The organism is Candidatus Sulfurimonas baltica (assembly GCF_015265455.1).
Taxonomy (GTDB): domain Bacteria; phylum Campylobacterota; class Campylobacteria; order Campylobacterales; family Sulfurimonadaceae; genus Sulfurimonas; species Sulfurimonas baltica.
Genome location: NZ_CP054492.1, coordinates 405,091 through 427,744, shown reverse-complemented (window position 1 = coordinate 427,744; position 22,654 = coordinate 405,091). Strand labels below are relative to the sequence as shown.

The 22,654-nt window shown below is 31.4% G+C and carries 25 protein-coding genes and 3 pseudogenes; 20 read left to right on the top strand and 8 right to left on the bottom strand.

Going from position 1 to position 22,654, the window contains the following annotated elements:
* Positions 1 to 3: 3 nt before the first annotated feature.
* Entirely contained in the window at positions 4 to 552 is a 549-nt protein-coding gene (locus HUE88_RS02145; RefSeq protein ID WP_194370622.1) for a hypothetical protein, read from the bottom strand.
* A 331-nt stretch (positions 553 to 883) separates the two neighbouring features.
* Between HUE88_RS02145 and HUE88_RS02140 the strand changes: the two genes are divergently transcribed.
* Positions 884 to 2,332: an ice-binding family protein gene (locus tag HUE88_RS02140; protein WP_229860124.1), complete on the top strand. Its 1,449-nt coding sequence runs from the start codon at positions 884 to 886 to the stop codon at positions 2,330 to 2,332.
* A gap of 186 nt (positions 2,333 to 2,518) precedes the next feature.
* Here the strand turns inward: HUE88_RS02140 and HUE88_RS02135 are convergent, their stop codons facing one another.
* The 4 genes from HUE88_RS02135 to HUE88_RS02120 form a co-directional block, all read right to left on the bottom strand.
* Entirely contained in the window at positions 2,519 to 3,364 is an 846-nt protein-coding gene (locus tag HUE88_RS02135; protein WP_194370620.1) for an HDOD domain-containing protein, read from the bottom strand.
* Positions 3,365 to 3,693: 329 nt separating this feature from the next.
* Complete coding sequence (locus HUE88_RS14070) at positions 3,694 to 5,829, bottom strand: methyl-accepting chemotaxis protein (RefSeq protein ID WP_194370618.1); 2,136 nt, start codon at positions 5,827 to 5,829, stop codon at positions 3,694 to 3,696.
* A 198-nt stretch (positions 5,830 to 6,027) separates the two neighbouring features.
* Positions 6,028 to 6,870, bottom strand: a complete 843-nt coding sequence (locus HUE88_RS02125) for a bacteriohemerythrin (protein ID WP_194370616.1) — start codon at positions 6,868 to 6,870, stop codon at positions 6,028 to 6,030.
* Between the two features lie 287 nt (positions 6,871 to 7,157).
* On the bottom strand, positions 7,158 to 8,585 hold the full coding sequence (locus tag HUE88_RS02120) for an SLC13 family permease (protein WP_229860123.1): 1,428 nt from the start codon (positions 8,583 to 8,585) through the stop codon (positions 7,158 to 7,160).
* A gap of 314 nt (positions 8,586 to 8,899) precedes the next feature.
* Between HUE88_RS02120 and HUE88_RS02115 the strand changes: the two genes are divergently transcribed.
* From HUE88_RS02115 to HUE88_RS13760, 7 genes and pseudogenes are all read left to right on the top strand, one after another.
* Entirely contained in the window at positions 8,900 to 9,844 is a 945-nt protein-coding gene (locus tag HUE88_RS02115) for a YbgA family protein (protein WP_194370611.1), read from the top strand.
* Complete coding sequence (locus HUE88_RS02110; RefSeq protein ID WP_194370609.1) at positions 9,841 to 11,199, top strand: cryptochrome/photolyase family protein; 1,359 nt, start codon at positions 9,841 to 9,843, stop codon at positions 11,197 to 11,199. Before HUE88_RS02115 ends, HUE88_RS02110 begins: the two co-directional genes overlap by 4 nt.
* A complete protein-coding gene (locus HUE88_RS02105) occupies positions 11,196 to 11,654 on the top strand; it encodes an SRPBCC family protein (protein ID WP_194370607.1) in 459 nt (152 codons plus the stop codon). Before HUE88_RS02110 ends, HUE88_RS02105 begins: the two co-directional genes overlap by 4 nt.
* A gap of 51 nt (positions 11,655 to 11,705) precedes the next feature.
* The gene (locus HUE88_RS02100; RefSeq protein ID WP_194370605.1) at positions 11,706 to 12,218 is read left to right on the top strand and encodes a lipocalin family protein; all 513 of its coding nucleotides are present in this window, start codon (positions 11,706 to 11,708) and stop codon (positions 12,216 to 12,218) included.
* A 182-nt stretch (positions 12,219 to 12,400) separates the two neighbouring features.
* Positions 12,401 to 12,607 carry a hypothetical protein gene (locus HUE88_RS02095; protein ID WP_194370603.1) on the top strand — a complete coding sequence of 69 codons (207 nt, stop codon included), beginning with the start codon at positions 12,401 to 12,403 and terminating at the stop codon, positions 12,605 to 12,607.
* A 5-nt stretch (positions 12,608 to 12,612) separates the two neighbouring features.
* A complete protein-coding gene (locus tag HUE88_RS02090) occupies positions 12,613 to 12,909 on the top strand; it encodes a type II toxin-antitoxin system RelE/ParE family toxin (RefSeq protein ID WP_194370601.1) in 297 nt (98 codons plus the stop codon).
* Between the two features lie 107 nt (positions 12,910 to 13,016).
* Positions 13,017 to 13,118: pseudogene (locus HUE88_RS13760) on the top strand (hypothetical protein); the annotation flags it as partial.
* A 103-nt stretch (positions 13,119 to 13,221) separates the two neighbouring features.
* Here the strand turns inward: HUE88_RS13760 and HUE88_RS02080 are convergent.
* On the bottom strand, positions 13,222 to 13,434 hold the full coding sequence (locus HUE88_RS02080; protein ID WP_194370599.1) for a hypothetical protein: 213 nt from the start codon (positions 13,432 to 13,434) through the stop codon (positions 13,222 to 13,224).
* A 321-nt stretch (positions 13,435 to 13,755) separates the two neighbouring features.
* Here HUE88_RS02080 and istA point away from each other — a divergent pair, with 321 nt between their 5' ends.
* From istA to HUE88_RS02045, 7 genes and pseudogenes are all read left to right on the top strand, one after another.
* Positions 13,756 to 14,862 (top strand): IS21 family transposase, encoded by a 1,107-nt coding sequence (istA, locus tag HUE88_RS02075; RefSeq protein ID WP_194368257.1) that lies wholly within the window; start codon positions 13,756 to 13,758, stop codon positions 14,860 to 14,862.
* The gene (gene istB, locus HUE88_RS02070) at positions 14,853 to 15,659 is read left to right on the top strand and encodes an IS21-like element helper ATPase IstB (protein ID WP_194368256.1); all 807 of its coding nucleotides are present in this window, start codon (positions 14,853 to 14,855) and stop codon (positions 15,657 to 15,659) included. The genes istA and istB overlap by 10 nt, the downstream gene beginning before the upstream one ends.
* 142 nt (positions 15,660 to 15,801) lie before the next feature.
* A pseudogene (locus HUE88_RS02065) lies at positions 15,802 to 16,119 on the top strand (DEAD/DEAH box helicase family protein); the annotation flags it as partial.
* Between the two features lie 188 nt (positions 16,120 to 16,307).
* Complete coding sequence (locus HUE88_RS02060) at positions 16,308 to 16,541, top strand: hypothetical protein (protein WP_194370597.1); 234 nt, start codon at positions 16,308 to 16,310, stop codon at positions 16,539 to 16,541.
* A gap of 1 nt (position 16,542) precedes the next feature.
* The gene (locus HUE88_RS02055) at positions 16,543 to 16,815 is read left to right on the top strand and encodes a type II toxin-antitoxin system RelE/ParE family toxin (protein ID WP_229860122.1); all 273 of its coding nucleotides are present in this window, start codon (positions 16,543 to 16,545) and stop codon (positions 16,813 to 16,815) included.
* 238 nt (positions 16,816 to 17,053) lie between these two features.
* Positions 17,054 to 17,287 carry a hypothetical protein gene (locus tag HUE88_RS02050; RefSeq protein ID WP_194370597.1) on the top strand — a complete coding sequence of 78 codons (234 nt, stop codon included), beginning with the start codon at positions 17,054 to 17,056 and terminating at the stop codon, positions 17,285 to 17,287.
* Position 17,288: 1 nt separating this feature from the next.
* Positions 17,289 to 17,561, top strand: a complete 273-nt coding sequence (locus HUE88_RS02045; protein WP_229860122.1) for a type II toxin-antitoxin system RelE/ParE family toxin — start codon at positions 17,289 to 17,291, stop codon at positions 17,559 to 17,561.
* Between the two features lie 186 nt (positions 17,562 to 17,747).
* Here the strand turns inward: HUE88_RS02045 and HUE88_RS02040 are convergent, their stop codons facing one another.
* The gene (locus HUE88_RS02040) at positions 17,748 to 18,206 is read right to left on the bottom strand and encodes a hypothetical protein (protein WP_194370595.1); all 459 of its coding nucleotides are present in this window, start codon (positions 18,204 to 18,206) and stop codon (positions 17,748 to 17,750) included.
* A gap of 90 nt (positions 18,207 to 18,296) precedes the next feature.
* Here HUE88_RS02040 and HUE88_RS02035 point away from each other — a divergent pair, with 90 nt between their 5' ends.
* Positions 18,297 to 18,476, top strand: coding sequence for a hypothetical protein (locus HUE88_RS02035; RefSeq protein ID WP_194370593.1), 180 nt, complete (start codon positions 18,297 to 18,299; stop codon positions 18,474 to 18,476).
* A gap of 377 nt (positions 18,477 to 18,853) precedes the next feature.
* Positions 18,854 to 19,135 (top strand): hypothetical protein, encoded by a 282-nt coding sequence (locus tag HUE88_RS02030; protein WP_194370591.1) that lies wholly within the window; start codon positions 18,854 to 18,856, stop codon positions 19,133 to 19,135.
* Positions 19,136 to 19,200: 65 nt separating this feature from the next.
* Here the strand turns inward: HUE88_RS02030 and HUE88_RS14130 are convergent.
* Positions 19,201 to 19,323, bottom strand: a pseudogene (locus HUE88_RS14130) (IS30 family transposase); the annotation flags it as partial.
* A gap of 270 nt (positions 19,324 to 19,593) precedes the next feature.
* On the opposite strand from HUE88_RS14130, the gene HUE88_RS02025 reads away from it, so the two are divergent.
* The 3 genes from HUE88_RS02025 to HUE88_RS02015 all read left to right on the top strand — a co-directional run bounded on the left by HUE88_RS02025 (position 19,594) and on the right by HUE88_RS02015 (position 22,182).
* Positions 19,594 to 19,776, top strand: a complete 183-nt coding sequence (locus tag HUE88_RS02025) for a hypothetical protein (protein ID WP_194370589.1) — start codon at positions 19,594 to 19,596, stop codon at positions 19,774 to 19,776.
* Between the two features lie 73 nt (positions 19,777 to 19,849).
* Positions 19,850 to 20,545: a tellurite resistance TerB family protein gene (locus tag HUE88_RS02020; RefSeq protein WP_194370587.1), complete on the top strand. Its 696-nt coding sequence runs from the start codon at positions 19,850 to 19,852 to the stop codon at positions 20,543 to 20,545.
* 29 nt (positions 20,546 to 20,574) lie between these two features.
* Entirely contained in the window at positions 20,575 to 22,182 is a 1,608-nt protein-coding gene (locus HUE88_RS02015; protein WP_194370585.1) for a lactate permease, read from the top strand.
* Positions 22,183 to 22,654 lie beyond the last annotated feature (472 nt).

Genomic DNA, 22,654 nt, shown 5'->3' with positions numbered 1-22,654 from the left:
TACTCAAACATGTTCTTGCTGTTGAGCATCAACAAACCTGTAAGGCCCTTGCATTAATGTAAAATTCATATCCTCTGTCGTACTCTTATAACTATTTTCAAAATCTTCACCCCATGTGTCAAAGGCATCTTGTAAAATATCAATATACTTCGCAGGAATATAGGCATTGGGCATTCCTGTTTTTGCCTGACGCTCCAACGGTGTGATAAAAGTAAAAACCGAAATATTTTCTAATGATGTTTCTATTTTATTTGTTACATCTACGCAGTCGTAATTTTTTTCTCTCTTTTTCATATGCTCTAGTTCTTTTTCAGAGATAGGTATCAGTACTCCGTTGGCTTTCTTGCCAATCTTCTCACTAAGGTTTAAAAACACCCCTATTGATTCTTTTTGAGTTTGTTCAAAAAATAGTGATTCTGCCGCCGTCCATGTTCTAACATATCCGTTTAAAACTACATGAGTAAAATCATCTTTTTGCAAAACTTTTTTCATCCCACGTGAAGCACTTTTTGGGCTCATGATAGATCCGTATCCGAAAAGATAATAACTCATTGTATTCCTTAGGTCTATTATTATTTTTTGTTATTATATCAAAAATACAAACTGTTGACCCACTATCATAAGGGCAATAAGTGATTCAACACTTCAGAATTACTTGTTTTATTTAATTAATATTTAATCTGATCCATTAGTTGTCTTTATTCAAGTATACTTAATAATTCTAGACGATGATTTTAATCATTCTAAGAGAAACTAGGTTTATGACATTGTAATACTGTCAAACAACTCTAGCAGTAAGCCTGACATACTTGCAGAATTTGTACTCACCCACTCGCAAGGCTACATACATTCATAGTATTTACGTTTCAAAAGGACAAATCAAATGAAAATATTCAAACACTATTCAAATTTAGCGATTTTCTCTATGCTTTTCGTACTGACAATTTTTTCAGCAGGATGCGGTGGCAGCAATGATGCTGCAGTAGCAGAAACCACTTATACACCCGCTGTTATACCTACATCTCCTGTTAATGGTGCCACAGGCGTAGCACTTAATACAAGCATCTCTGCCATCCCTGACAGACTACTTGATGCTTCCACAGTGGATACGACAACTTTTACACTAAAAAATGGCACTACAGCAGTTGCAGGAGTAGTAACCTATGAAAACAACAGCTCAATGCTCTTCAATCCTAGTGCCAATCTTACAGCTAGTACTCAATATACTGCAACAATAACTACTGGTGTTCTTGACTCAAATAGTAGTGCTCTTTTGGCAACTGATATGGTTTGGAGCTTTACAACAGGAACAACAATAGACTCTATTGCACCTACTGTGACGTCTACAAATCCTGATACTAATGCTACAAATGTGCCGACAGACAGAAGTGTAAGTGCTCTCTTTAGTGAAGCACTAGATCCTTCAACAGTAAGTGCAGCTACTTTTACATTAGCTGCAGCCGGTCCTACATATATTACAGGCACAGTAAGTTACTCTAGCAACACCATGGTATTTAATCCTGATGCAAATCTTTCTGCTATAACTGAATATACTGCTACAATCAATACTAGCGTCACAGACCTAGCTGGCAATGCTTTAGCAGTTGCTAAAGTTTGGGTTTTTACAACAGGAGCTGGGGTAGCGGCAGCTCAAACAGCAGTGAATCTAGGCACAGCTGGAGATTACGTAATCCTTGCTAAGACGGCAATATCTACAACAGGTACTACAGCTATCACTGGTGACATAGGCGTTAGTCCGGCTGCTAGAACTTACATAACCGGATTTTCTGATACTCTTTTCAGTGATGGCACATATTCAACATCATCTTTAGTGACAGGGAAGATATATGCGGCCAATATGACAGCTCCAATTCCATCTAACCTAACCACGTCAGTAAGTGACATGGAAACAGCATATACAGATGCAGCCGGACTTGCAGTGCCTGATTATATTGAACTTTATGCAGGTGACGTGAGTGGTAAGATTCTTAATCCAGGTCTCTATAAATGGGGAACAGATGTTTTAATAACAGATGTTGGGGTAACTATTACTGGTAGTGCAACTGACATCTGGATTTTTCAAATAGCAGGAGACCTCACTGTAAACAATGGTGCTATTGTAACTCTTGCAGGCGGCGCATTAGCTAAAAACATCTTCTGGCAAGTTGCAGGAGGCACTGGTGTATCTCTTGGAACAACATCTGATTTCAAAGGTATAGTATTGGCACAAAAAGGTATTGTGGTAAATACTGGTGCAAGAGTTAACGGTAGACTCTTAGCTCAAACAGCAGTTACACTAGATGCCAACGCTGTTACGCAACCTGCTAATTAAAACCAGCAGTCTACAAAACATCAAATCCGCTCTGGAGGTTCTCCTTCAGAGCGACTCACAATTAACTTCCAGAAACTATTTAACAATTTACAACTCTATTTTTACATGACTTTTTTACTTTATATTAATAGTGATGTAATAAAAAACGTAAAGCCGCAACATTTCTCAAACCTGTGCTTGAAGATTTTAATCTTTGAGTACTCTTTTTTTGATTCTTAAGGCCACAGCTTCAAAATGTTCAGAATCAAGTCCCATCTCTTGAACTTTAACACAAGCTTTTTTTATAGACTCATCTGTTAAAACCTCTTTTAGGTTTACAGCTGTTCTAATAACTTCAATAGCAGCTGCATACTTTTTAGTAATTTTATCATTCTCTTTTGAAGCTTTCTCTTGCTCATTTAAATCCAATTCTCTTAATACCTCTGCATAAACTGGCTCTAAATTCCAGTGCGAAAATAGTATCGCGCTTAGATAGTATGAAGTTGTACCTAGAAACTCTCTTTCAAAATCTTGAATATTTGTACAAGCTAAAAAACCTTCTCTATAGACTTCAATATAATCACTTCCGTGCAACTCTTTAGATACGATTAACTTTCCTGATTCCATGATTAAAGCTAATGATGTGAGTATATGAGTATCTCTTAAATTAACTTTTGCATACCACTGCATCATAAGTGAACTCTGGATAATACACATCTCATTAAACTGTGCATTGTTAAACCCATAAATTGCCGTATCTGCTTTTAACTGATTACTCATAGCAAAATGAATTACTAGTCCATAAATTTTTTGAGTACCAAAGAGTGTGACGGCTTGAGGCACTGAAGATATCTTATTTTTAAATCCATAATATGGAGAGTTAATCATCTTTAAAATATTTGCAGTTAACATTACATCGGACTCGATCATTCTTACTAACTTTTTCATATCTACATGATCAATACCTAAAGAGTAAAAACTCTGCATTACTCTCGCGATATCTGACAACTGCGGCATATCATCTATATTTTCTATTAAACGCTCAAATGTCATCTACAACTACTCCGGTTATTTACTATTAATAATCATATAAAAATATTTATAATAGAGTATAGCACAATCATAAATATTTTCTCGACAGCTTTATGCTTGCGATATCTCTCGTTTTCTCCAGAAAAACATCAATTTTAAAGCAAATACTCCTTATGAACCAGCTGGTAAGCAGACTACTACTATTAAATACACATGTAGAATATTTTACAAGTTGTTCTTCATGGTTTTTAAATTGTAGCCATTCTTTGGATTTTCATTAAGGTCTTGTGCGAGCCTAAAGCTTCAACACAGAATCACAAATGCTTTTATCGGCTTTTATATCACCACGGTTAGATTTTATACTTTTTTAGTTTTTCATCAAATTCATTTGCGCTTCTATTAAGTAAATCCGCAACATTTTGAATATCTAAACTCGAAGTTTTATTTTTTTGTGCAAACTCAGTTATATTTTCAATACTATCTATAAGTAAATCGAGGTTGTTTTTGACTTCATTGTTTTTTGATATAAGCTCTGTGGTGTTCTCAATTGTTTTTGTTAATTCACTTTTTGTTTTATCTGATTTTTCTACAAGATTTTTTGCATGATTAGAAACATCTAGTATCTCTTGTGAATTTTGCTCAAGTTCTTCACTTACAGTATTTATGCTTTGTGTAATGACATTTGTTGTTGCTCTGATTTCACCAAGGCTTTTTTGTGTTCTCTCTGCTAGTTTTCTTACCTCATCAGCAACTACCGCGAAACCTCTACCGTGTTCACCTGCCCTTGCTGCTTCTATCGCTGCATTAAGAGCGAGTAGATTTGTTTGATCAGCAATATCACCTATAATATTTAATATCTGTTTTATCTCATCGGCTTGTTTGTTTAGTTCTCCCATTGATCCTGCCATCTCATTTTGTTTATGGCTATTTGCTTCGACTTGACTCATTACATTTTTTAGGCTTTGTGCTAGTTCATCTAAAACGGAATATGTCTCTTGAAGGCTATGGCTATTTTGCTTCGTCATCAAAAAACTCTCTTCGATACTTTTATCCGTAATAGATAAAATCTCTTTGCTTTTTGTTGTCTCTTCAACCTGCAAAGAGATATTTTTTGCTAAATTATTTACATCATTTGTTAAATCTTGGCTTGAAGATTTTAATCTTTGAGTACTCTCTTTGGAGAATTTTATGATGTTGCTGATTTCAGATATAAAATCATTGAAATGTCCAGCAATTTGACCGATTATCCCACCTGATGTTTTTATTCTATTTTTTAGATTTCCTTCGCCTTCAACTATATCTTTTACAATATATTCGAACTCTTGCATTCCTTTATTTGTATAACTTGATATTTTTCTTGTTCTGTATATCAAAAATATTATTAATACAAAACCGATAAATACAACCACACCAATTTTTAATCTATAAATATCATTTTCATTTTGTAGATTTTTATCATAGAGGCTTTTTGGAATCTCCATAAAAAGTTTCCATTCACTATCACCCGTAGTGTTGAGTATAGTTTCGTAAAAATTATCAGGATTTTTATCTTTGCTTTGTGCAAAGTTTAGAATACTCTTATTTCTTCTATCATTAATGTTAATATTATATTTTGTATTATATATAAGAAATTTTACAGGCTCTTTTGGCATTTCAAAGTTTTGTGCTTTTGCTTCTTTTTTATCTTTATCAGTAATTATTATAAAAGGAACATTTACTAATAGTGATTCTAAAAGATTTTTTCTAAAAATTATAGATATAATTCCTTTTATCTCATTTTTTTTATTATAAAAAGGTATAGAGTAGAGTATTCCGTAGCTCTCTTGAACATTTCCAGTTGATTTAGATTGGTATTGAGTATTATCACAAGTCCTTAGAAGCGGTGAAAATACCGCCGGAATATCATTTAAAGTTTTATAGTTAAATAGTGGAAATTTTTCTTTAAAATAGTTTATTTGAATAGGATAGTATATATACTCAGCCTCTTCCGCTTCTTCTGGGAAATCTGGGTTTACTTCAGCGCTTTCTCCCTCTTCTTCTTCATTGCCCATAACTAAAGAATCAAACATAAAAAAAGGAAACTCACCTTTTTCAAAGTTTAGTCCATCAGCAATAGCATAAATTTCAGATACGTTTACATTGGATACCAAGTCATTATATATTTGCTGAACAGTTGCAAAAGCATCTTCAGAGAATGTGCCATCTTTTACTATGTCTTCATCTTCACTTTTTCTATTTCCTCCATCAATATCTCTAACAGAAGGTAGTAGTGATATAGTTCTAGCGCTCTCATACATCTTTTTAAAAGCTTGTTCTAATTGCATCTTTTTATTTGCAAAAACTATATCTATTTGTTCTTTCTTGATTATCTCTTTTGTATGGACTATTGCTTGTTCATGTTCTTTGTGTATAAAGTATATTGTTGCAAACACAACAATTAATATTGAAAAGGTTGTTAACAGTAAATTTCTTATTGTAGGGCTCATATTCTCTCCAATGTATAATTAATAATTATAGCAATTAGTATTCCTAAGTTTGACTGCTATAATATTTACTTATTATTAAAAAACTTGAAGGTGTTGCAGGTAGCGGAAAACAAATCCTATGGCTAAGGCTACATAGAATGTTAAGTTGTCTTGGATATTTTCTCATTCGAAAATGTTTATGGAAAACCTCTATAAGCTTTATATCTCTTCTAAATTTATGATTTGAATGTCATCACCTTTATCCAAAAAATGTTTAATCTTCTTATCCTCATGCAATATATGTTGTACTATCCATTTTTCTATAAATATAGCAAGTTCTAATTCAAATGCTTGAATGTCCATAGTAGTAATTTCTTTTATAAATTGATTCATCTGATCTATTATTTTTCCATGTATCTCACAATGATGCTTTAACTGAGGATAACCTATCTCTAGCATATAACTCTCTTCATGATCAAAATGTTTTTGAACATATAGTGCAAGCTTTATAATTGTTTCTTTAACTTTTTCTTTATGTATAGTTAGTTCGCTATCCGCGAAAGCTTCATTCGCAATTTTAAACAACATTTGGTGCTCATTATCTATATCTTCCTGTCCCACTAGGTATGATGAATGCCAATGTATAACATGGCGTTGACTTTTTTTCTTTTCATAATACTTTTGAATCTTTGTATCTTCTTGAAGTATATGCCCCACAAGTGCTACTTCTATAAAGTGAGCTAAATCTTTTTCAAACTCTTTAATACCAATAGATGCTAAATTAGCAATCAAATCTTGCATTTTTTTTATAATACCTTGGTGAATTAGTAAATGATGATTAAAATCTGGATACTCAATAACTCTCATGAAACTTTCTTCATGCATAAAGTGTAGTTTCATATACTCATTGAGCTCAAGAATAGTTTTTCTAATCTTCTTTTTTCGTAATTCAGGTGCAACGGGGACAAAAGCTTCTAGTGCGATTTCAAAAAGATGTTTATGCTCACGGTCTATGAGAGGGTGACCAATTTTATACTCTGACTTCCAAGATAATTCGTGCATACTAAATCCACCTTTTTGTATATTATATCCTAATGTCTCATTGAAATGTCTCCGATAAGCCAAGCTAAAACCTAAGTATTAACTAATATATTGGCAGCTATTTGACAGCCACACCTCTCAAAAACATGATTGCTATCTACTTTTATCTATAATTTCACCAAGCTCTTGAAGGGTATAGAGAATGTTAAGATGCCTACTATCATTATGAGTCACAACAAACTTTAGCGACCCAGCTGTATAGTTAGTTTCGTTCTTTCCGAATACTTTGGTTTACTTCTTCTTGTGTATTAAAAAATAATATCAACACAATATAACCATCCAATTACAGTAACGGGTCCGATAAGAGCTGTAATAGCTCCAAGAATTAAGAAATCTTTAGAATCTACTTTTTTGCTTGCATATATGATGGCATTTGGTGGGGTTGATACTACCAAGCTCATAGCAAAAGAGGCACTCAGTGTAACTCCTACTACGACCATTTGAGTTGATTGTTCGCTTATTGTTATCGCTATTGCTATCACTATTGGAAGCATAATATTTGCAGCAGCAGTATTACTCATAAAATTTGATATAACAACAATTAAATATGAAAAAATAAACATAATTAAAAGTATCGATAACCCGTCTGTTGAAATAAGTGTAGCAAACCATAAGTCAAGCCCTGTTTTTGATACGGCAAGGCCTAAACTTAAACCGCCAATAATTAATATAATAACATCCCATCTAATACTAGATATATCATCAGCATCTATAATCCCAAACAGAGTAAATCCTATAATTGGTATTAGAGACACAACTGTAGTTGGTACATGATGCAGAGGACCACTTAGCCACATCAATATTGTAAGTGTAAATATAGTTATTGTTACATTTTTTTTCCAACTAGGAACTGTTGGTATCTTTGAAAACTTCTTTGTAGAATCATCAAAATGTTCTACCTCTTTTATAATTTTAAAGTCTATAAAAGGTTGATTTGATGGATATAGTTTAAGTATTACAAAACGTAAAATCAAAGTAACTACCAAAGCTGGAGGCAAAGCCATACCCATCCAACCTATAAATGATGGTGCATTTTGCCCCAATATTCCAACGGCTATTGCATTTGGCGGAGTTCCAATAATAGTAGCCATACCACCTAGATTTGCTCCAACCACAACAGCTAAAAAAATTGACTTTTTAAATGGATTTGATTCTTTAATATGTGTTAACATAGGAATAAGAATAGTCATCATCATAGCAGCTGTAGCTGTGTTTGAAATGAACATTGACAGTACAAATGTAATACCTATAAGTCCAGTGATTATATTATGAGGCTTACCACCTACATAAAAAAGTATTTTTTTAGCTAACCAGATATCAAGCTTTGTTTTAGAAGCGGCCGCTGCCATAATAAAACCAGCTAAAAATAGAAATATTAAAGGTGAGGACCAAGGTTGTAGATAAACTTTCCAATTATCCGAAGGGGTAGCAAAATCAAAGTTTGGAAAACCCAAAAGAACAATTTCCAATGCGATAATCAACAATGATACTGCAAAAGCTGGAATTGCTTCACTTACCCAAAGTCCAGCTGCAAAGAGTAATATAAACAATGTATAAACAGCATCTTGCTTTAATGAATATGTAGGTATAAACGCAAGAGCAAAAGCTAATAAAAATGATACTCCAAATGCTATAAAAACAAATTTTTGCGATAAATGATAAGCATGATCAATCAACTTACTTATATGTCGTCTCGTATCTAACAATCTATAAACTTTTTCATTATTATCTTTCTAATTTACTACTGCTATCTCTCAAACTCTAAAAAAGAAGAACCAAAATTCGAAGATACAGTACAACGTAATTTATCTCATTAAAATCAAGATTAATTTATTGTCTTTGATTATAGAACAACTTATCTTAAAATAAAAAAATTTACAATTAAATTATTGTTTTGGCAGCGTATCGGCAGCTATAAATATTTTTTATTATGTGTTATTATGATATAAAGTATCTTAATAGTAATATAAAATCACTTTAAGGTCAAATCATGAAAATAGCAATATCGGCTTGTTTATTGGGCGAAAAAGTTCGTTTTGATAAAGGGCACAAACGTGATGAATTTATAATGGATGAGTTAAGTAAATATGCTGAATTTATCTCTTTTTGTCCTGAGAACTTTGCTTTTGGAAGTCCTAGACCATCTATTAGAATGGTAAAAGATAATGAAAATTTAAAAATCATTTCAAATAAAACTGGCGAAAATTTAACTGACACTCTGCTACAAAGCTCAAAAAATGATTTAGAAAAAGTGAAAACAAACAATGTTGTAGGAATTGTTTTTAAGTCAAAATCCCCAACCTGTGGTTTAATGAGTTCAAAGGTCTATTTGGAGAATGGTTTTGCAGAAGGAAAAGATGACGGAATGTTTGCTTCCTTATGCAAAAAAGAATTTCCTCTTCTACCAATGGAAGAGGAAGGAAGACTCCAAGATTCATGGCTGAGAGAAAATTTTATAATGCAGGTATTTGCATATGACAGCTTTGAGAGATTTAAACAAAGTGCAAAAATGAAAGATTTAGTACTTTATCATCAACACTCAAAATTTATGCTTCAATCCAAAGATGAAACGCTTTATAGAGAACTAGGACGAATTGTCGGTAATCATGAGCCTAAAGAATTTTCAGATATTTTAAGTGAGTATGAATATGTTTTTAAAACAGCTATATCTAAAAAAAGCAGTATAGGAAAAACTAGAAATGTCCTTGAGCATATGGCCGGTTTTTTAAAAACCTTTTTAGATTCTAATGAAAAAAAAATATTGCATGAACATATAGATGATTACGCAAATAAAATTATTCCTGTTATTGTCCCTCTAAGCACTCTAAAACTTTATGTAACAAAGTACAATGTAACCTATCTACTAGAGCAGACTTTTTTAAATCCATACCCTAAAGAGTTGGCACTTCGTTCAGATATAAAAAGTGTAAAATGAAACGAATCCTTTGGTTTAGACGTGACTTACGGGTAGAAGACAATCCTCTTTTATCATTAGATGGTGATGTTTTACCTATCTTTATTTTTGATACCAACATCCTAGAGAGTCTAAATAAAGATGATAAAAGACTCTCTTTCATATTTTATTATGTTAAAAAACTAAAACAAGAGTTATTGTCTTACGGACTTAATTTAAAAATATTTTATGGTAAACCAGAGATTATTTTTGAGTATCTATTAAAAGAGAATAGTTTCTATGAAGTTGTCGCATCTCCAGACTATGATAGTTATGCAAAAGAGAGAGATTTACACATCTCACATAAACTCCCTTTTCACTATATTGAAGATACTTACATTTTTAAAACTGATGAAATCTCAAAAGATGATGGTACACCTTACCTTGTATTTACTCCTTTTTATAAAAAAGCAAGAGCTCTTTTAGAGTCTAAAGACATTCAAGAGTATGAAGTATCTACAAATAGTTTAATCGAGACAGATTATGATGTAATTACAAAAATAAATGAGACTATGAATGTTTCAAAAGTCGCTATCAAAATTCAAAACAAAGGATTTGAAGAAGTAATCCTAAATATAGTTGAGCCTCATCTTAAATTAAAAGCACTAAAAAATAAAATAGATAATTATAAAGAACAAAGAGATTATTTTAGTATTGATGCTAGTTCAAATTTAAGTGTAGACATAAGGTTCGGAACTATCGGGATAAGAGAGGTTTTACGTTTTGTATTTTCATTAAAAAGTAGTGGTACTGAACCTTTTATTCGTCAACTTATTTTTAGAGATTTTTATGCTTATCTTTTATTTCATTTTCCAAACATCGAATATGAAAACTATAAGTACAGTTTTAACGGAATAAAAAACAATGAAATGTATGAGCTCTTTTGTAGTGCTAAAACAGGTGTCCCAATCATTGATGCAGGAGTTCGCGAATTGTTGCAAACTGGAAATATACATAACCGAGTGCGTATGATAATAGCCTCATTTTTCACTAAAGACCTGCTTTTGCCTTGGCAGTGGGGTGAGAAGTTTTTTGCAAAATATCTCCTAGACTATGACAAGGCGAGTAATGTTCTTTCATGGCAATGGAGTGCTGGAACTGGAGTTGATCCACAGCCTTACTTTAGAGTTTTTAATCCATATTTGCAGAGTAAAAAGTATGATAAAGATGCACTTTATATCAAAAAGTATATACCAGAACTTTTTGACATAGAGTCAAAATACTTACATGATGAAGAGTATCTTTTTAGTACAAATATACAAGATTACCCTAAACCTATAGTGGTTCACAAAGAGGTTGCCAAAAAGGCTGTTGAAATATTTAAGGAATACAAATGAAAAGATATGAAAAAAATTCATTATTAAAGTGTGATATACAAGATTTATTTGATTTTCATCTTGATGTAAAAAATTTAAAAAACATAACTCCTCCAGGTGTGGAGGTTACACTTTTAAATAAAGATTTTATTCCTAAAGAGGGTGAGACACTTAAGCTAAAAACTGTTAAAAATTTCATTCCTATTATCTGGGAAGTCAAAATCAATAAACTTCAATCTCCAAATTTACTAGAGGATTTAGCGATAAGATCACCTTTTAAATATTGGAAGCATTCTCATATTTTCATACAAAAAGAAAATGGTTTATGCGAACTAAAAGATGTAGTTGAATATGAAGTGCCCTTTGGTTTAATTGGCTCTATGCTTAACTTTTTTATATCATATGAACTTAGAAAAATGTTTGACTATAGACATAAAATCACTAAACATATAATAGAAGATACAAAAATAGTATGATTATGCTTTTTATAATACTAAATATGAAATAATCTTAGAAAGGGAGCTATTATGCGTCAAATTATATTATCAATTTTAAATTTTTTACTTTTTGCAGGATGTTCTAACCATACTAAGTCGTTGACTACTGTTGATGAAGTAAATCTAAATAGATACCTAGGAACATGGTATGAAATAGCAAGGTTCGAGCACTGGTTTGAGAAGGGATGTTCCAACGTTACTGCAAATTATTCACTAAAAGACAATGGTGATATAAAAGTAATTAACAAATGTATGAAAGAAGATAATCAATATAAGGAATCAATTGGAACCGCATATACGACTGATAAAACAAACTCAAAACTAAAGGTGAGTTTTTTTAAACCTTTTTATGGTGATTATTGGATTTTAGATTTAGATGAGAACTACCAATATGCGTTAATTGGTGATCCTTCAAGGAAATACATGTGGATATTAGCACGTGATTCTAAAATAGACAACACTACCAAAAATAAAGTACTAAATAAAGCATCTAGTCTTGATTTTGATATAAGCAAGTTGCATTGGACAGTGCAAGAATATTAGGACTCATAACAAAACTTTAGCGGCTAAACTGTATAGTGAGTTTAGAGGTTCTTAGAAGCGTTTTTTTAAGGTGTTTTAGGTTTTTGAGTGGGCTGGTTTCGGCAGCTAATCGGCAGCTGTGTTTGAGGGAATTTATTAAAATCCGATATAATATTAGTAACAAAAATTAAAGAGGTAATCCAATGACTTTGCATCTAAATGCTTCAGAGAGTGTGTCTCAAAAAATATTATCTTTTTTAGAGTCTTTAACTAAACAAGGTGAATCTATAGAGATTATAGATGATTCAATTTATAAATATGAAAAAGCTGGTATTTTAAAAGGTTTAGAGCAGATTGAAAATGGCAGTGTTTATTCATCTGAAGAATTACTTGAAGAGCTAAATAAATAATCTAAATGAAAATTAACTTTTCTCATGACTCTAAAGAATTTATATTCAAACTAAAAAGTCACATTTCAAAAGACAATCCCTCTCGAGCTAAATCATATACCATAAAGTTAGTATCTAGAATTAGAGACATGCTTCAGCATCCATACATAGGTAAAATAAATGCTACATTTGATGATGAAAATATCAGAGAAGTTATTTTAGATGGCATGAAAATTATTTATATAATTCATCCAAATAGTGTTAGTACTATTATGATTTACAAATATATTGATTTAGATGAATCAAATCTTGAAATAGATTAATATTATTGGAGTAATAATGATAAAATTTGACAAAAAGGCATTGTTCAAAATGTACTGATATGATTAAAATAGTAGATTTTGAAGCCACTATGGATAATGATGATTTAGTTCTAAAAGGTAATCGTTATCAAACCCTAGAAGGTGTTACAGGTAGCGGTAAAACGTACACTATGGCTAAGGTTATAGAATCGGAGCTAATTTCGACATTATCTTGATACCAAAATTTCTTAAAATATGGATACAACTTGCGTTATACTGATAATTTTTGGTCCTTCGTCTACAATTAGAGATTATGACAGTTTACAAAGACAATTAAACTTCATGATTATAACTAAGTGTAATGTTAATGACACTCTCAGTTTTTTCTTGTGCTAAACCATAGGATTCACAAAACTGCTTTTTTACTGCCTGATCAAGAGAGGCAAGTTCAATCTTATAGTCTACTATTGTGTCTTCTTCAATAACTTTCATGTTAAACGCTGCTATTTCTTCTTTTGAAGGTTTTTTACTAATGCTAATATACAAGCTTTTCCTCACTCATTAAAATTTGAAACAGAATTATAGCCACAAAAATCTATTTTTATTCAAGTTTTAAAAAAAATGATTAAAAGTTAATCATTTTTTTTAAGTATATATTAAAAATTTATGATAAGGGACATAAATATGATATCTTTTGGTAACTAAGTAGCATAAATCCTTAAATTTCTCGGCAGCCTGATAGCTGTCATCGGCGGAGTTAAAATAGGCAGTACGGAAAGCTGCTAAAAAGTAGTTTTTACAACCAAAAGCTTAAAGAAACAAATTAATTTTGTTAAAGTCTTTTTTCAAAAATTTGGAAGGAGATGAATGCTTAAAAAAGGTGAAGTAAAAATGATTCATAAAATGCTCAAAGATGGACTTAGTAAAAGTGCCATAGCTCGTAAACTAGGCATTAACAGAGATACAGTTGCTAAATATGCAAAGATGCCTGAAGGCTATGTTCCAGTCATTAAACGAGATGCAGTTGAAACAACAGTTGATCCATACCTTCCAAATATTGCCAGAATGCTAGAAGAGGCACATAAACTAGGTGTTTCTATTCCTTCATCGTCAATTTATCAAGAGATTCAGAAATTAGGCTATAGAGGTTCACTTCGCTGGATGAATGATGTTGTGCTTCGTCATGAGCTCCGCCAAAAAGTAAAAGATGAAGAACCGCTAGTTAGGTTTGAGACAGACCCTGGTAAACAGATGCAAGTTGACTGGGTAGAATTTCCAAAAGAAGGCTTGTCTGCATTTGTGGCAACAATGGGCTATTCTCGAGCGTCATATGTTGAGTATGTATCTGATGAAAAAGTAGAAACCCTAATAAAATGTCATATGAACGCATTTAGTTACTTCGGTGGAGTTCCACAAGAAGGTCTATATGACAACATGAAGACAGTAATTATTAAAAGAAATGCTTATGGATTTGGTAAGCATAAATTTAATGAGCAGTTTCGAGACTTTGCAGAGAAACATTGCGGAATGCAACTTAAAGTTTGTAAGCCATATCGTGCTCAAACTAAGGGCAAGGTTGAGAGATTTAATCACTATTTGAGATACAGTTTTCACAACATGTTTAAAACTAGACTCTCTATGATGGGTTATAAAATGACCTTGGAGAATGCAAATGCGGAAGTTATGGATTGGCTGGATTTCACAGCTAACTCTAGAATACATCAAACAACTATGCATAAGCCATTTGATATGTTGGCAGAAGAGCAATTGCATTTGCTACCTCTACCGAAGCCTTATCACGGTATCCACCCAATAAAAGCTACAGCACAAAGTGTATCAAAAAATAGCCAAACATCCAATAGAATTACCATTCATATTCCAAATCGTGATTTACAAAGCTATGATGAGTTTATCCCTGTTATGGCTTATATGCTTATTCCTGCTTATGCAGTTGGAGGTGCTTTATGGAACTAAATGAGAAGATAGAATATTTGTGTAAAGAGTTGCAACTGCCAATGTTTAACGAGTTTCATCATGAGCTTGGAAACCGTGCAGCAAAAGAAGGTTGGAAATATAGTGAATATCTTTATGAAGTGCTAAAACTCGAAGCAGACAGCAGAGCTACTCGTTCGCGTGCAACGCTCACAAAAATGGCAGGATTTCCAACTATAAAAACACTTGAGCAGTTTGACTTTGATTTCACTGTCGGAGTTAATCGTAGACAGATAGAAGAACTCTCCACTCTTGAGTTCATCAAACGCAAAGAGAACATTATATTACTTGGCCAGTCTGGAGTTGGTAAAACTCACTTAGCAATAGCACTTGCTTATCAAGCTGTTCAAAAACGCATCAAAGCCAGATTTATAACAATCTCTGACCTTATTATGCAGATGAGCAATGCCAAAAAAGAGAAACGCTATGACTCTTTTATCCGTCAGTCTATCATGACACCATCTCTGCTTGTAATAGATGAAATAGGCTACTTTCCAATGAGCAAAGAAGATGCCCATCACTTTTTTCAAGTAATATCCAAACGCTATGAAAGAGGAGCAACAATTGTCACTTCAAATCTTGTGTTTAGCCAATGGAGTGGAATATTTGCAAATGATAAAGTTGTTACTACAGCTATTTTAGACAGACTTTTACACCACTCTCATATTATAAATATACTTGGAGATTCATATCGATTGAAAGAAAAAAAAGAGGAGGGAATGGTAGATTCAGACTTGTATAAGTTTAAAGCCAAAAAATCAATCAAAGGGATAAATTAAACCATCGTCGCTTAAGGTTACAATTCGTAATATTTCTTACGAAAAACTGCCGAATTTAACTCCGCTCTTGACAATAGCAGCCATATGCAATAAAATCACCTCAAATCCAAACCATTCACAACTAAATGCTATAATTTCACCAATGAAAAACTCAATAAATTTTAAAGCAAATACTCCTTATGAACCAGCAGGTGATCAACCTACTGCTATAAAAGAGTTAAGTGGTTCTATTCTAAAAGGTAATCGTTACCAAACACTTGAAGGTGTAACAGGTAGCGGTAAAACGTACACTATGGCTAAGGTTATAGAGAATGTTAAGATGCCTACTATTATTATGACTCATAACAAAACTTTAGCTGCTCAGCTGTATAGTGAGTTTAGAGGTTTCTTTCCTGATGCACATGTTGAGTATTTTGTGTCTTACTATGATTATTATCAGCCTGAGGCTTACATGCACAGAGGGCTAGTAGCTTAATATCCCTTAGAACTGTTTGTTTTTACGGTGTTTAAAGTGTATTAGATTTTTAAGTGAGATGGTTTTGGCAGCTTTTTGGCAGCCAAGTTTCAAGCTAATAAAATTATTTCAAAAATATACAAATGTATTTTGCTATAATAATCTAGTAAAATTTATTTATAAAAGGTAATGTTATGCATACTATGAAACTACAAGTCAATGAAACTATATACTCTCAAGTTTTATCTTTTATTAATCAATTTCAGACTAATGAACTTAGCTTAGTTGAAGACACAAAACAAGAAGATTATATTGTATCATCTATCGAAGAAGTTCAAAAAAGAGTTTTTGATGCAGAGTCTAATGGTAACTATATTTCAGCTGATACATTTTTCTCAGATATGGATAAGAAAATAGAAGCTTTATAATTTGAAAATTATAATCGAGATAAGTTTCTCTGACCCGTTATTTAAAATATTAACAACTATTGCAAAAGACAAAAAATCAGCTTCTAAAAAATTTAACAAAGATTTAAAAGACAAGATAAAACTACTCTCAAAATCTCCCTTTATGTGCAGACCATCTATCTATTTTGAAGATAAAAAATATAGAGATTTGATTTTTAAAGGTTACACCATCATTTATAAAGTTGAAGATGAAGAAATTAAAGTATTAGACATTTTTAAATGGCAAGATAGATAATCATATAGTATATTTGTGATAAAAACCAGCCAGAAGCTTACATGCACAGAGGGCTAGTAGCTTAATATCCCTTAGAACTGTTTGTTTTTACGGTGTTTAAAGTGTATTAGATTTTTAAGTGAGATGGTTTTGGCAGCTTTTTGGCAGCCAAGTTTCAAGCTAATAAAATTATTTCAAAAATATACAAATGTATTTTGCTATAATAATCTAGTAAAATTTATTTATAAAAGGTAATGTTATGCATACTATGAAACTACAAGTCAATGAAACTATATACTCTCAAGTTTTATCTTTTATTAATCAATTTCAGACTAATGAACTTAGCTTAGTTGAAGACACAAAACAAGAAGATTATATTGTATCATCTATCGAAGAAGTTCAAAAAAGAGTTTTTGATGCAGAGTCTAATGGTAACTATATTTCAGCTGATACATTTTTCTCAGATATGGATAAGAAAATAGAAGCTTTATAATTTGAAAATTATAATCGAGATAAGTTTCTCTGACCCGTTATTTAAAATATTAACAACTATTGCAAAAGACAAAAAATCAGCTTCTAAAAAATTTAACAAAGATTTAAAAGACAAGATAAAACTACTCTCAAAATCTCCCTTTATGTGCAGACCATCTATCTATTTTGAAGATAAAAAATATAGAGATTTGATTTTTAAAGGTTACACCATCATTTATAAAGTTGAAGATGAAGAAATTAAAGTATTAGACATTTTTAAATGGCAAGATAGATAATCATATAGTATATTTGTGATAAAAACCAGCCAGAAGCTTACATGCACTCTAACTTAGTAGCATAATTACTCTTAAAACTGTTTGTTTCTAAGGTGTCTAGAGTGTTTTAGGTTTTTGAGTGGGATGGTTTCGGCAGCTTATTGACAGCTGTTTAGTTAAAATTATTTTAATTGATGTTACTTATCATCACCTGTTAAGAATTTTATTTTCAAACCCCCACATCCTTTTTATATCTAAAAAGGGACACATTTTTTTTTCGTTAACTTTCTTATTCCATGGAAAGGCATCACATAAAGTATCATAATTCATAATATCAGTATTATTAGCACAATACGCACAGAGTTTACATGCTGCTTTATTCTCTTCATTGAGAAGAGTATTTAAAAAAGTTGACATTACAGGATATAGAAATAATGATTGTTTAATACTATTAAACTCAGAACTTCGTGCATCTCCATTTTCTATCACTAATGGTATACCAATAGATTGGAGTACATTAAACAGTGAACCTTCACCCAAATAGCATAAAGAAGTAATATTGGTAGTTTTATTACTTCTTAAAACTTTTGCATTACTTATCCAACCTGAAGCTAATTTTTCATCCATATATGGGCTTACCGTTATTAAATCATCCGCTTGTTTCATTGATATATAATGGCCTGAATATTTAAGACACCAATTCAACAAGGTTTATTTTCAAAAAAGTTAAAATAATACGAAATATGGAGATAAATCATGAGTCGAAAAAAGGGTCAAACATACAGTGCCGAACAAAAAACAGAAAATAAGTTTCAAGCAAATAGAGAGTTTTTAGAGATAATAAATAAAAATCAAGCAAATTGGTTTTCGCAAGATAGTATCAATGTTATTTTAGAAATAGATGTAGATGTGTCTGAATATTTTTTAAGAAGATAACTTCTTCCAAATCAAACTGTTCTGAAAAATACAAAAGAAAAACTTGTACTGCAAACAAAAGTATCCTATGATGATGAGATTTTAAAAATAGTAAGGTATTGGATGCCACACATAAAAATTATAGAACCAGAATATTTACAAGAAAAACTATTAGATGAACTAAAAGTGTATGTTTCAATGTAATCTTTTAAAGTTTTTAGGTAAAATATAAAACAATTAAAGAACTTGATAGTCCAAGTTCTTTAATTGCTACAAACTTCTCTTACTTCAAATTTTAAATCAACTTTATTTTATAAATAATATCTAGACGCATAAAACGAACTAATCTTTCGCTTACTAATCATATACTTTCTCTACAACAAAAAGAGGAGAAAGACATGATACCATTAATAATAGGTGAAGTTACATTAGCAGTCGTTAGTTATGCCATAAAAGAGATATGCGATGAAGAAGGTTGTCCTTGGGATAATGAGTCATCTACATTTGAAAAAGCTGATAGTGGAACAGTGAAAAATTCAATAAAATCAAAAGAGTTTCATAAGTTCAAAAAAAATATCTATAAAACATCAATGCGAGAATATCAAGAGTTTTTACAAAAACATAACATTGAAAACAATGACATAACAACTGATTTGAAACTTGAGAAGCAGAAGTTTTAGTGATGAGCAGATAACTGATGAATTAGAATCGCCAATTCTAATATCAAGTGCAATTTCCACCTAAATTAACTAGCTAGCTTTCTACTCATTTCACTAAAAAATACTTCATATGGAGTTTTATATCCAAGTACTTTTCTAGGTCTATGGTTAAGTCTGTTCTGAATCATAATAATTTCATCCTTAGAGACATTTAAAACTATTTGACCAATGGCAAAGTATTAATCAAGTTGAAATACTATCACTTCTAGTAAAAGCGATGGGACAAGCGACACAAAAAGATACTATACATGTAGATTTAGTTGCAGCTTAGTTATGTGCAATATTTTTGTAGGCTCTATAAAGAAATATAAACATTATAAAAAAGTTTTGGACATTGAAAAAAGAGCAGGATTGATGTAAATATTTACCAAATCTTCAAAATAAGGCTTCAAATATATAGACAATACAGAAGAGGCTTTGTGATTGGTAAAAGAGCCGCCCAAGGCTACAATATTTATCTAACATTTGGCTCAGAAAAAACTATAAGCAAAAATGCAGAAGATAGCTATAAAAGGTTTTCTATGGCTATGAAACATTATAATCAAATATTATGTGATGAAGATAGTTTTACATTAGGTTACAATAAAATAAGAAATTCTTAGAAAATTATATGAAGTAGGTCACAAAAAGAAAAATGTTACTATAATGAATATTATATTTATACAGGAGAATGATATGGGTTTTGGTAAAATTTTAGGTTTAGCAGCGTTAGGAATAGGTGCTGTTGCTGCGGCACCATTTACAGGTGGTGGTTCAATTTTAGGTGCAGTGACATTAGGTGCTTCTTTAGCTGGAGCCGGGGTAGCTGCAGCTGGTGCAGCAGCTGTTGGTGCTACTGCAGGTGCTATTTTATCACGTAAAGAAGAAAAAGAAAAAGAAGAGAAAGAAACTGCCTCAAATAGGAAAGCAGAAAAATATGAAAAAGCTATTAAAGAAGCTATTATTGAATTTCAGGGAGATAAGGAATACTTTAATTATATAATTGCTTCAACAGCAATAGGAATGGCTGTAGCGAATGCTGATGGACATGTATCCGAAGCAGAGTTAGCAGAAATTGATGAGTTTGTAGGTGGTATTGCAAGCTCATCATATCCAGAACATGTCAAAAATGCTATTCGTACTTTGAGGGATAACCCACCTAGTTTTGCTGAATCATATGAATATCTAAAAAAAGTCAATCCTAAAAATTATAATAGTATTAGAGATTTAATTTTAATTACTATGGAAGTTGATGGTATCCATCCAAAAGAAGAGAAGTTTTTACTAGGTTTTGATGCCATTGTTGAGTTAGATGCTGATAACTATGTAGAAGAAAAAGATGATATAAGCAAAAAGTTTTTACAAGAAATACAAAATAATTTAGCTGCTTAATTTATTTAAATAATAAAAAAGGTGTTCCTATGTCAAGAGTGGATAGACACAATAGAAGAAAAAATTTAAAACAAAAAGTTTTAATTAAAGGTAATCTAAATAATACTTCGATTGCAGAAGTATATGCAAGTTTTGATGAGCATTATGATTTTAAATATGATTTTAATGTTTCAAAAGATGAAGCAGAAGATTTTTTAGTTAAATTTAAAAAAGACTTTAATGATGAAAGGTTTAATCAGCTTATAAACGATTGTAAAAAAGAAGTTATAAATTCTATTGTAACTCCATTTGGGCTAGGTAAAGTTGTCGCAGCATATGATAAGGCTGGTGGAAATGTTGATACAATTCATAATGTACGTAATAAGGACTTTATAGATTCTGATGGAATAGAATATAAAAATGGTGTATATGCAACAGATGAGGCAAAACTAAATTATGATGATAAAGGAGATTATATTTCTAAAGATTATCATGACAATAATTCAAATTATGCTGATGAAAGACAAAAAAATACACAACTTAAGGAAGAAGGAAAACTTGTTGATGGTTATACCGGAAATTTATTTGATAAAGATACAAATGATCAAGTAGAACATGTAATTGCTGCAAAAGAAGTCCATGATGATGATGGTAGAGTATTAGCTGGTTTAGATGGTAGTGAATTAGCTAATAAAGATAGTAATTTTACAGCAACATCACAAAGTGTTAATGGTTCAAAACAAGAAGACTCTGCTACAGATTTTTTAAATAGAGTACAAATAAATAAAGAAAAAATAAATAACCTAGAAGCAAAACAAGACTTAACTCCTGAAGAAGAAAAGGGGCTAGCTAGATTAAAAAGAGTAACAGAAGTTGATGAGGAAAAAGTAAAAGAATTAGATGATAAAGCTAGAAAAGAATATGATAAAGAAATAAATGAGAAATATTATACTAGTGGTAAATTTGCTAAAGATACTGTATTAGCAGGAGGAAAAGAAGGTGCTAAAATGGGAATACAGCAGGCGTTAGGTCTCATCATAACTGAGTTCTTTACTGCTGTATTTGATGAGATTTTAGATATATACAAAAATGGTTTTACTCATGGCTTTGATGATGATAGATTTTTTGTTGTATTAAAAGATAGGTTAAAAAAAATAGCGACTAGAGTAAGTGCTAAATGGAAAGAGGCAGCTATAGCTTTTAAAGATGGTTTTATCTCAGGATTTATATCAAATTTAGCAACTACTGTTATTAATATGTTTGTAACAACTGGAAAAAGAGTTATTAGAATTATAAGGGAAGGAATGTTCTCATTATTTAGGGCTGTTAAGTTACTTACATTTCCACCTGAAAACATGAGCTATGAAGATGCTATGCATGAGGCGAAAAAATTAATTGCCAGTGGATTAATTGTTAGTTTAGGTGTAATGGCTGAAGAATATATAGATAAGTTGATAAGAGGAACTGCTTTTTTAGAACCTTTTGCTGATGTTATCACTGCTGTGTTTGTTGGTGCTATTACTGGTTTATCAATTACTATGGTTGTTTATTATATTGACAAAAAGAAAAATGATAAAGAAATGCTCAGAGCACTAATGAGTGATACAAATCAAAAATTTGATAATTTAGATATATTACTAGTACAACTAAAGTATTAAATTTTACAGTCTAAGTCAAATATTTGGAGTACAATATTGAGCTTAATTTAAGAACTATGGAGAAAATCCATGGTTAGAAGAAAACTTCAAATTTCATACTTGTCAAGATTAACTAGTAATATTTAATTTATTCGAACTTAACGAACATTAAAATGAACTATTTTATTACCTTTTAATAACTCACAATACAGGTAATTTTATTCTGTTTTAGTAATATAATCATATTAAAACAGAATGAAGTTAAATATGAAGCATAACGAAAATCAACCTGAGGCTTACATGCACTCTAACTTAGCAGCATAGGCACGCTTAGAAATCTTTGTTTCTAAGGTGTTTAGAGTGTTTTATGATTTCTTCTTGGATTGTTTCGGCAGCTAATCGGCAGCTGTGTTTGCTAAATATATGTCTAGTTTATAGGGGACATTCCAGAGTAACACTATTATCTTTATTCTATGACTAACTAATAACACAA

Bases quoted from the DNA above. Each gene is read 5' to 3' on its own strand.
- HUE88_RS02145 (WP_194370622.1), bottom strand. From the start codon at position 552: ATGAGTTATTATCTTTTCGGATACGGATCTATCATGAGCCCAAAAAGT.
- HUE88_RS02140 (WP_229860124.1), top strand. From the start codon at position 884: ATGAAAATATTCAAACACTATTCAAATTTAGCGATTTTCTCTATGCTT.
- HUE88_RS02135 (WP_194370620.1), bottom strand. From the start codon at position 3,364: ATGACATTTGAGCGTTTAATAGAAAATATAGATGATATGCCGCAGTTG.
- HUE88_RS14070 (WP_194370618.1), bottom strand. From the start codon at position 5,829: ATGAGCCCTACAATAAGAAATTTACTGTTAACAACCTTTTCAATATTA.
- HUE88_RS02125 (WP_194370616.1), bottom strand. From the start codon at position 6,870: ATGCACGAATTATCTTGGAAGTCAGAGTATAAAATTGGTCACCCTCTC.
- HUE88_RS02115 (WP_194370611.1), top strand. From the start codon at position 8,900: ATGAAAATAGCAATATCGGCTTGTTTATTGGGCGAAAAAGTTCGTTTT.
- HUE88_RS02110 (WP_194370609.1), top strand. From the start codon at position 9,841: ATGAAACGAATCCTTTGGTTTAGACGTGACTTACGGGTAGAAGACAAT.
- HUE88_RS02105 (WP_194370607.1), top strand. From the start codon at position 11,196: ATGAAAAGATATGAAAAAAATTCATTATTAAAGTGTGATATACAAGAT.
- HUE88_RS02100 (WP_194370605.1), top strand. From the start codon at position 11,706: ATGCGTCAAATTATATTATCAATTTTAAATTTTTTACTTTTTGCAGGA.
- HUE88_RS02095 (WP_194370603.1), top strand. From the start codon at position 12,401: ATGACTTTGCATCTAAATGCTTCAGAGAGTGTGTCTCAAAAAATATTA.
- HUE88_RS02090 (WP_194370601.1), top strand. From the start codon at position 12,613: ATGAAAATTAACTTTTCTCATGACTCTAAAGAATTTATATTCAAACTA.
- istA (WP_194368257.1), top strand. From the start codon at position 13,756: ATGCTTAAAAAAGGTGAAGTAAAAATGATTCATAAAATGCTCAAAGAT.
- istB (WP_194368256.1), top strand. From the start codon at position 14,853: ATGGAACTAAATGAGAAGATAGAATATTTGTGTAAAGAGTTGCAACTG.
- HUE88_RS02060 (WP_194370597.1), top strand. From the start codon at position 16,308: ATGCATACTATGAAACTACAAGTCAATGAAACTATATACTCTCAAGTT.
- HUE88_RS02050 (WP_194370597.1), top strand. From the start codon at position 17,054: ATGCATACTATGAAACTACAAGTCAATGAAACTATATACTCTCAAGTT.
- HUE88_RS02040 (WP_194370595.1), bottom strand. From the start codon at position 18,206: ATGAAACAAGCGGATGATTTAATAACGGTAAGCCCATATATGGATGAA.
- HUE88_RS02035 (WP_194370593.1), top strand. From the start codon at position 18,297: ATGAGTCGAAAAAAGGGTCAAACATACAGTGCCGAACAAAAAACAGAA.
- HUE88_RS02030 (WP_194370591.1), top strand. From the start codon at position 18,854: ATGATACCATTAATAATAGGTGAAGTTACATTAGCAGTCGTTAGTTAT.
- HUE88_RS02020 (WP_194370587.1), top strand. From the start codon at position 19,850: ATGGGTTTTGGTAAAATTTTAGGTTTAGCAGCGTTAGGAATAGGTGCT.
- HUE88_RS02015 (WP_194370585.1), top strand. From the start codon at position 20,575: ATGTCAAGAGTGGATAGACACAATAGAAGAAAAAATTTAAAACAAAAA.